This is a genomic window from Ollibium composti (assembly GCF_004801285.1).
Classification (GTDB): Bacteria; Pseudomonadota; Alphaproteobacteria; order Rhizobiales; family Rhizobiaceae; genus Mesorhizobium; species Mesorhizobium composti.
The window spans coordinates 1-8,702 of the sequence record NZ_SSNY01000023.1 but is presented as its reverse complement, the minus strand read 5'-3'; the positions used below and the strand labels follow the sequence as shown (position 1 = coordinate 8,702).

Below are 8,702 nucleotides of genomic sequence, written 5' to 3'. Positions count from 1 at the left end.
GGTGACGGACGCGGACGGCGACAGCGCGTCGACGGCGGCGATCGACGTCGGCTCTGCGGTGACGTTCCTGGACGACGGTCCGGCGATCGCGTCGGCGGTTGTTGGCTCGTCTGTGACGTTGGACGAGGGCCAGACCGACGCAGGTCAGCCACCGATGAGCACGGCGGCTGCGATTACGCTGCCGTTCGGCTACACTGCGGGCAACGATCTCGATGTGTCCGGCACGGGCTACATCTCGAAGGCGACGAGCGGCAGCGCGCTGGTGACGGTGACGCCGTCGTTCGGCGCCGACGGTCCGGCGGCGGTCGGCAGCGTGAGCTATGCACTGTCGGCGGTTGCGGGGGCCTCGGGGGTGACGCTGACGGACGGCACCAAGGTTAACCTGGTGCAGATCTCTTCGACCTTGGTGCTGGGCGTGGTGGCCGGGCAGCCGAACACGGTCGCGTTTGCGATCTCGATGGATGCCGGCAGCGGCAAGGTGACGGTCGAACAGTATCTGTCGCTGCACAACCCGACGCCGGGGACCAGCTACGACGAGACGACGAGCCTGACCAACGGGGCGCTGTCGGTGATCGCGACGGTGACCGATGGCGACGACGACACCAACACCTCGAACGCCGTGAGCGTCGGCAGCCAGATTGTGTTCCACGACGACGGTCCGACAATGGGGACGTTCACGACGGGTGTTATTCCCAATGAGGTTGGGTCGGTATCGGGTTTCTTTTCGCTGGCTTCAGGGGCCGATGGAATCGATCACTTCGACATCACGGGACCAAGTATTACAGGAATTTCATATGTAACAACTTATGGGTCGGATGGAGCAACGACCCTTCACGGACAAAACGGTGGTTCTGATGTCTTCTCGCTGACGGTTGCACCCGATGGAACATACCATTTCAACTTGAGCGCACCTCAGCTTGCGACAACAGAGACTCTCTCGTTCAGCCAGTTGGGCGCTGGAGGACCAGGCTTCCGTGAACTCGGCGACGATTCAAGCACTGCCATCAACGAAGCTGGCAGGGTGGAATTCCAATCCAACGGGACGAATGGTGTCAATGCCAGCAACCAGGGTTTCGGTGTCGATGATCAATGGACCAGTAAAGGCGAATGGTTTGAGATGGAATTTCACAATCCAGGCCAGTACGGAGTCAATGATGCCGCTGGCTCGAACCCCGACTTACTGAGTTCAGTCACGATCAATGTTCAGCAGGTTAATCATGGGCCGGTCAAAGTGCATTGGACCGCCACGAATCCAACAGATGGTACTCATGAATCGGGTGATATTTACCTATATGGATCAGGTTCTGTAACGATCGATCCGACGATACCGTTCAGCGTTCTCAAAATTGAGAATATAAGTGGCGGCGATGCTGTGAGTACCGACGACAAGGCCACTTTCAGAATGGCCACGGATATTACGATCGCTCATACGATCCTTCCTCCTGGCCAGGATTATGATTTCAATATCATCGCTGTCGACGGCGACGGGGATACAACGTCACCCCAGACGCTTCACATCGATCAGGTCGCGGCCGGAAACGGCGGTGCATACACGTTGACTGGTACGGCCGGTGACGACGTGATCGCCGGTAGCGGTCATCAAGACACGATCACGGGCGGTGGCGGCTTCGATATTGTCGACTATCACGATGCAACAAGCGCAATAACGGTAAATCTGAACACCGGGTTGGGAGCCGGTGGAACGGCGAATGGCGATACATATAGTGGTATCGAAGGGATAATCGGCGGTTCGGGCAATGATACGCTAATCGGCGACGCGCTCGCCAACCTGCTGGATGGCGGGTCGGGCGAGGATACCATGACCGGCGGGGGCGGAGCTGATACCTTTGTCGTCAGTTCAGATGCCGTTGGCGGGGCCATCAACGATGTCATAGCTGATTTCAACATTGGTCAAGGCGATCAGATAGATCTGAGCGAACTGCTAAAAGGCATTGCCGCCGGCACCGATTTGGAGACGAGTGGCTATGTCAAGATTGAGGTCTCGGGAGCGAATTCGGTCGTGAGTGTCGACGTCAATGGGGGCGGTGACGGTTATCAAGTGGTCGCTGAACTGCAGGCCTTCAACTATAGCAGCAGCTCATCCGAAGCAGTAAAGGTATTGTTCGAAGACAGTTCAGGGGTAAAGCATCCAGATACTGTATAGGCGGAACCGAGCAACTATGGGAAAAGCCGGCATGGGTGATATAAGGGTGTGGCTTTCTTCGAGTTCGAGGTGATAGAAAGAAAATAGTTGCGACTAACGACGTCGTCCGTGGAGGTCAGTTTATCCTATGGCTTTGCGATTTGACGTTTAGACGTCGTAAGTTTCCGAGGTATCTTTGATGACCGACCATAGTCAGGCCAATCAGAACGAGGTCGATCTCGGCGCCGTGCTGAACGCGGCGCAGGCGGCTCCGGCGATGGTTTCCGGCACCGATGACACCGCCTTGCTTCATATCAGCGACATCATCGCGGACTATCAGGCCGCTTCGTCCGGTTATGAAGTCGATCTGGGCGCCTTGTTCGACAGCCTAGCCGGCGAGGCGATTGCCGGCGACGCCGGCAGTCAAGCTGCCGCCCCGGAATTGCAGGCCGGTGGCGGTGCGGGCGACGAGATCGATCTGAGCGTGCTGTTCGATGCCGACGCGGGCGGCCATTTCGGAACCGTGCAAGCGGCAGCCGGGGCACCAGCCGGAATGAGCGGCGGAGCTGACAGCTTCCCGACCTCAACGGCGGTGGCCGCCCATTCCGGTATCGTCACCGCGCTCTACGGTGACGACAGCCGTGATCATCCAGGCACGGTCACGGGATGATGGTGCCAGAGGCTTTGAAATAACGGCGATTTTGGTGGGTTGCATCCGTTCGACCACTGTTCGGCGGGTGGCGCGCCGTGCTAATGTAAAGGATACGGGATCACGGTGGGGTTTATCATGAAACGGCCTTTTCAATCTTTCGGCTTGGCATGTCTGCTTTCGTTGGCGGTAACGGGCACGCAGGCGGCCGACATCATCGGCGCGCCGACTGTCGAATATTGCCGCGTCGCCGGCACTTCTAACCTGGTGCTGGAGGAAAACATCGGCGCGCTGAAGACCGAAGTGGTGCGGTTGATGGATGAGGCGGTTTCAGTTGCCAAATCCAGCGAGTGGGTGAATTCCTCGCGGCCGGCCTTCGTCTGGGCTTCGGAGGCCAAGGTCGCTTGCGGCATGGCCTACGGCTATCTGAAGACCAATTATCGCGATGAGGACACGCTCAACAAATGCGAGTGTTTTCATCAGCGCATGGTTGAATACATGAACTGACGCCGCGGATAGCCTCGCCGATGTCGGTCAAGCCGACCCAACCCGGAGGCGTTCTTGCGGCACTGTCGCGGCTTCGTGACATGCATACAGTCGCGTTTGTGGGCGCTTTTATAATGCTCGCGGCATGCCAATCCAAGAACGCCAGTGACGTTCTGGACCCCGCTGGCGGCTCGATCGTAGCCGAGGCGAATTCGGCTGGGGCTTCGGCCGTGCCCAGAGCGCAAACGCTCGGCAAGGGCGAAACGAAAGTGTCCATGCTGTTGCCGCTTTCGGCCACAGGCAGCGCGGGCGCAAAGGGCCGCAGCATGTTCGACGCCGCCAAGCTCGCCATGGCGGATCTTGGCAACGATCTCATCACCCTGTCCATCGAAGACACGCACGGCGACAGCGAGACCGCTAAGGACCTAGCCGTCAAGGCCATGGCCAGCGGCGCCAATGTCGTCATTGGTCCGACTGAACTCGATGCCGCCAAGCGCCTTTCGGCCATTTCGGGACCGACGCGGCCACCCGTGCTGGTGCTGGCCGACAATTTTGCCGGCGCGCCCGGCGTCTACGCTATGGCCTTGAACGAGGCCGACAGCGCCGCCGCCGGAGCGGCCGCCATTGCCCAGAAAGGCAAGCGCAAGTTCGTCCTGTTCGTTGCTCGCGGTCCGGTCGCCGGCGCGATCGAAAAGCGGGTGGCGAACGGATTGAGTATCACCGGCGCCTCGATTGCGCTGACGCTGCGATTCGATCCTTCCAACGAGGCGGAAAAGGCCGCTGCCGACATGGCCGCCACCGTCGGCGCTCCCGAAGGAATCGTCATCGCTACCGGTGACGCCAGCCCGCTGCCCTTGCTGCGGGCACTGAAGGCCCGCGGCTATTCCGCCGACCAAATGGCTATCATCGGCACGGCGCGCTGGCTCGATCAACCGGTCGTCGACCCGCTCTACCAGGGCGCCTATGTGGCAGGCCTCGACAAGAATGAAACCGGCCCGATCGCCGATCGCTTCAAGGCTGCCTACGGTTATGCGGCCGACGTGAATGCGGCCTACGCCTATGACAGCGTCGCGCTGGCAACTGGCATTGCCAACGCTCTCGGCCCCAAGGGGTTCAGCCGACAGGTGATCGAGAACCGTAACGGTTTTCGCGGATCGACTGGCGTCTTTCGTTTCCGCGCGGACGGAGCGGGTGAGCGTTCCATGTCGCTTTACCGCATCCAAAAGGGCGTGGAAAAAAAGATCGCCAACGCCGTCACGGGCTACTGAAAGCCTGTCCGCATAACGACATGAAACAGGCAAAACCTGGTAAATGCCCTGTCTGCCTTGACATTTTTGCCGAGAATTACAGTTTTAGAGAACTGTTCAACCTGACTTAAAGGCCCGTCCTTTATCTCCTTGCCGGAGTTTCAAACGATGGCGGGACCATGGCAACCACCGGAAAGATTCCCGAGGCGGACTGGACGGGCGCCTTGAAATTTGCGCTCACAGGCACCGCAGCAGCCTTGCTGGTGTCGGCGCTCGTCAACTATCTGTTGCTGTTCAGCGACGCGCTCGATCCGTTCAGCCGGAGCCTTGTGGCGGCCGTTGCGGTGTCGGTTCTGATTGCAGCACCCCTATCGTTTCTGCTGTTCGTGTCAAAAATGAAGTACAAGCAGGCCAAGCGTGAACTTACACGTCTTTCCACCACTGACCGCGTTACCTCCTTCCTCAACGTTCCGACCTTTTCGTCCTTGGTCGACCGGCGCGTGAAGGCCGCTCCTTCGGGCGAATCGACCTTTCTTCTCGTCGAGATAGAGCGCCTCAGGGCCTTGATTATGGATTATGGCCGCGCTTATGGCGAGGAAGCTGAACGGCTGATCGCCGGGACGATTCGCATTTCGGTGAGGGCCGGCGATCTTGTCGGCCGCACGGGCGAAGGCCAATTCGGTATTCTGTTGCAGAATGTTACGGAAGCGGATGCGGTCGGCATTTGCCAGCGTATCCGGGACGCGATTTCACAAGTTTATTTTGCGCCGGCCGGCGATCGCCTCCGGATCGAGGTTCATATCGCTGGCGTCAACGTCGACGCGCCGACGGATTTTGCCAAGCTGTTTCGTATGACTGGCCAGCACGAAGAGTGCATCGTCATACCCGGAGGACACCTCGCCGATCTCAGCCGATTTGAACAGTGAAGGTCGCTTGGTCTTCCTTGTGACTGTCGGTGCCCATGGGATCGGGACCCTGCCTTTCAGGCGGTGGAGCATTCACATGCCAATCGGCGCGCAAAACCGATCCCCGATTGGTCAATTTTGCACGCCGGATCACAGTCGACATTCTATAGCCGTCGGTGTCGGGCTTCGTGCGTTCCCTTAGAGCAACCACAACGCCCGTGCTGGCCTATGGCGAGAACGGCACCGACAACCATGCGACATCGGCTATCGGTCATGCGCTTGCTCCCGCCGATACTGCAAACCTCGCAGCATGGGGCTCGGCCTTCGGATCATGGGGATCGACGGACGGAGATGGCAACGCGGCCGGGCTGGACCGCTCCGTGGGCGGCTTCTTCACCGGCATCGACGGGCAGGTCGCCGAGAATGTGCGGCTCGGCATCATGACCGGATACAGCCACACTAATTTCGATGTCGACGGCCGCAGTTCGTCGGGAGAAAGCGACAATTATCACCTCGGCATCTATGCCGGCTCGCAGATGGGCGCACTCGGCCTGCGTGCCGGTGCCGCCTACACATGGCACGATATCTCGACGTCCCGCTCGGTCGCCTTCCCTGGCTTCGCCGACAGCCTGACAGCCGACTACAATGCTGGAACCTTCCAGGCCTTCGGCGAGGCGGGCTATCGCATCGACACGGCGTCGGCCTCGTTCGAGCCGTTCGCCAATCTCGCTTACGTCAACCTGCACACGGACGGGTTCACCGAGAAAGGTGGGGCGGGGGCGCTCCATGCGGATGGCCAAACCACGGATACCACCTTCACAACGCTCGGCGTCCGTGCCTCGACGACGTTCGATCTCGGCGGCATGAAGGCCACCGCGCGCGGCATGATCGGCTGGCGGCACGCTTTCGGCGGCACCACGCCGTTGGCCTCGCTTGCTTTCTCCGGCGGCAGCCCCTTCGCCATCGCCGGCGTGCCGATCGCCAAGGATACCGCCGTGCTGGAGGCCGGATTGGACTTCGCCATCTCCGACAATGCCACGCTCGGCATCTCCTACGCAGGCCAAATCGGCAGCCACACTCGTGACAACGGCGCAAAGGCCAATCTCAGCGTCAGGTTCTGAACACTCGGTCAGATATACTCCAGGCTGAAACAAGAAGGGTTGCTGAAAGCCTCTGGCGACATATTGGGGCAAAAGCCATTCATTGGGCCGAGCGTCGGCAGTGTGCGCACATCGAGTTTACAGTGATACATATATTTGTTTTTATTAGATAATTTGTCATGATCGGTTATGTGAGCCACATAGCCGGAGACCTGACATGGCAACGACCGATATCCCACTGGAGAAGAAGGTCGATATCGCCGCCTCCTTCATCGGCGACAGTTTCTTACGAGTGGCGAAAGCGCTGCGGAAACTCCAGGATGATGATCCTGAAATATTCCTCAAAGTCGCCGAGAGTCTCGGAATCAGCCGCCGCAAGGCCTATGCCCTGGCGCGCATCGATCGCCAATTCACCGAGCTGGGAGTGGAGGAAAATCGCCTCTATGTCATAGGTTGGTCGAAATTGCAGATCGTCGGCCGCTACCTGACTGACGAGAACGCGGAATACCTGCTGCAACTGGCCGAGCAGCACACCTCTCATGACCTTGAGGTTTTGCTGCGCGGCGAAACACCGGTCGAAGATGCGAAGGTCGTCCAGTTTTATCTTGCACTGAAGGACCACACGCGGCTGAGGGCAGCGCTAGTGAAATATGGCGCGGTGGTCAGCGGCAACGGTCTTGCGAAGACGGAGGCCGCGCTGATGGCACTGGTCGACAAGGCTATTTCCACCACGTAAGCACGGTGCTTGTCGACGAGCCCACTATCCCGCGTAGCCAGGGGCATTCGGTCGCGACGGGGAGTGTTCGGTAGCGTGAAGCGGCTAGACTTCACTGTCGAACATCATGCGTCCTCGCTGTTGAGGGTCCGCAGCATCGTCTCGATCGCCGAAACGAACGCATCGTGATGCCGAGGCAGCAATTGCTCTATTCTCGGCGCCTCCTTGCCACCGATGCTGACGTAAGTGCCAAAACCAGAGGCCAACCGAACGGTCCCGCCGACGAGGTCGGCCAGCGTTTCGAGATAAGGACGCCACGCCCGCTCAGGAACACGTAGCGGGGTGCGTTCTGTCCAGAACTGGCCATTCTTCAGGATATATCCGAGATTGACCGTCTGGTCGGCCATGTCCACCTTCAGATTCAGGCCGGCCCTCAATTCCGTATATACCCCGAGAGGTTTGAGAGCTTCCGTGAAGCGGCGGATGGCGTTCGGTAGTGCAGGATCGCGCTCGGCCATCTTCTCCCAGAAATCCGCCGAACTGATCGATTGCGGGCCAGACTGAAGCGTTGCAGGAACAGGGCGGACGACCGGCTCGCCGTTCTCGACGCGGACAATGCCCCGCTCGATCATTACTGTTTTCGCCAGAGTGTCGGGAACGACCAGGATGTCGCCTGAAGGCATTTTCCAAGTGGCAAGTTCAACGAGCGCAAAAGTGAAATGCGACCCCGCGTGGCTTTGAAGCAGATTGCCCAAGGTTTCTGTTTCGGCCCGTATGCCATCGCCAAGGGCGATGACGACCATTCGGCCCCGGCGAAGATTGTGGGCGATCGCATCGATGAACTCGGCTTCGTCAAGGGCCTCTGGATCATCCCGGACGAGACTGAACAGATTTCGAGGCGCACTTTGTCCCCGAGAGATGGCCATTTCGAACTCGTCATAGGTCATGGTGACAAGCGCCGCGACATAATCCAGCAGTTGAGCCACCACCTCACGTCGCATTTGGGGATTACGCCAAAGCTTGGTCTCGATGACGACAATGTCGCCGGATGCCGTGACGCAGAGATTATCGATGAACCCATGCCTGCATGGCACTTCACGCGCCACGGCGATCAGGTTGCCGAATCCCGGTTCGATCTCCGAGATCGGCAGAATGGACGGATGGTTGTGGATCAGTTCCTGAAGCCAGTCTTCATCGAACAGCCCGTTGCCGAGCCTGACGTGTTCGAGCTGACTGCGTCGATTGTCGTTGCCAACCAGAACCGGAGTTGCGCGAGACCTGCCCATGTCGCCCATTTGTGCGATCTGGATCGGCAAGTCCAGAGAAATGAGTGTTGATTTCCGCTGAGAGCTGACCCGGGATTTTCGCCGAGAAGTGACCCGCCTTCATGTATGGTTTGGGTCTTAGGTTTTGGTCAAGGGGCGGCTTTCTCCTTCTTGCTCGTTGCGGCCTGTGCT

8 protein-coding genes are annotated in these 8,702 nt (G+C 59.1%); 7 read left to right on the top strand and 1 reads right to left on the bottom strand.

The window, feature by feature from the left end; translation table 11 throughout:
• From E6C48_RS22220 to E6C48_RS22190, 7 genes are all read left to right on the top strand, one after another.
• The coding region (locus tag E6C48_RS22220) for a DUF5801 repeats-in-toxin domain-containing protein (RefSeq protein WP_136360379.1) at positions 1-2,164 on the top strand (2,164 nt) is incomplete at its 5' end.
• A 178-nt stretch (positions 2,165-2,342) separates the two neighbouring features.
• Positions 2,343-2,813 (top strand): hypothetical protein, encoded by a 471-nt coding sequence (locus E6C48_RS22215; protein WP_136360378.1) that lies wholly within the window; start codon positions 2,343-2,345, stop codon positions 2,811-2,813.
• A gap of 117 nt (positions 2,814-2,930) precedes the next feature.
• Complete coding sequence (locus E6C48_RS22210; RefSeq protein WP_136360377.1) at positions 2,931-3,299, top strand: hypothetical protein; 369 nt, start codon at positions 2,931-2,933, stop codon at positions 3,297-3,299.
• Between the two features lie 20 nt (positions 3,300-3,319).
• The gene (locus E6C48_RS22205; protein WP_230978918.1) at positions 3,320-4,546 is read left to right on the top strand and encodes a type 1 periplasmic-binding domain-containing protein; all 1,227 of its coding nucleotides are present in this window, start codon (positions 3,320-3,322) and stop codon (positions 4,544-4,546) included.
• A gap of 158 nt (positions 4,547-4,704) precedes the next feature.
• Complete coding sequence (locus E6C48_RS22200; protein WP_136360376.1) at positions 4,705-5,451, top strand: GGDEF domain-containing protein; 747 nt, start codon at positions 4,705-4,707, stop codon at positions 5,449-5,451.
• A gap of 167 nt (positions 5,452-5,618) precedes the next feature.
• Positions 5,619-6,551: an autotransporter outer membrane beta-barrel domain-containing protein gene (locus E6C48_RS22195; protein WP_230978917.1), complete on the top strand. Its 933-nt coding sequence runs from the start codon at positions 5,619-5,621 to the stop codon at positions 6,549-6,551.
• Positions 6,552-6,747: 196 nt separating this feature from the next.
• Positions 6,748-7,266, top strand: coding sequence for a hypothetical protein (locus E6C48_RS22190; protein WP_136360374.1), 519 nt, complete (start codon positions 6,748-6,750; stop codon positions 7,264-7,266).
• 104 nt (positions 7,267-7,370) lie between these two features.
• On the opposite strand, the gene E6C48_RS22185 is transcribed toward E6C48_RS22190, so the two are convergent.
• Positions 7,371-8,540: a PDDEXK family nuclease gene (locus tag E6C48_RS22185; protein ID WP_136360373.1), complete on the bottom strand. Its 1,170-nt coding sequence runs from the start codon at positions 8,538-8,540 to the stop codon at positions 7,371-7,373.
• Positions 8,541-8,702 lie beyond the last annotated feature (162 nt).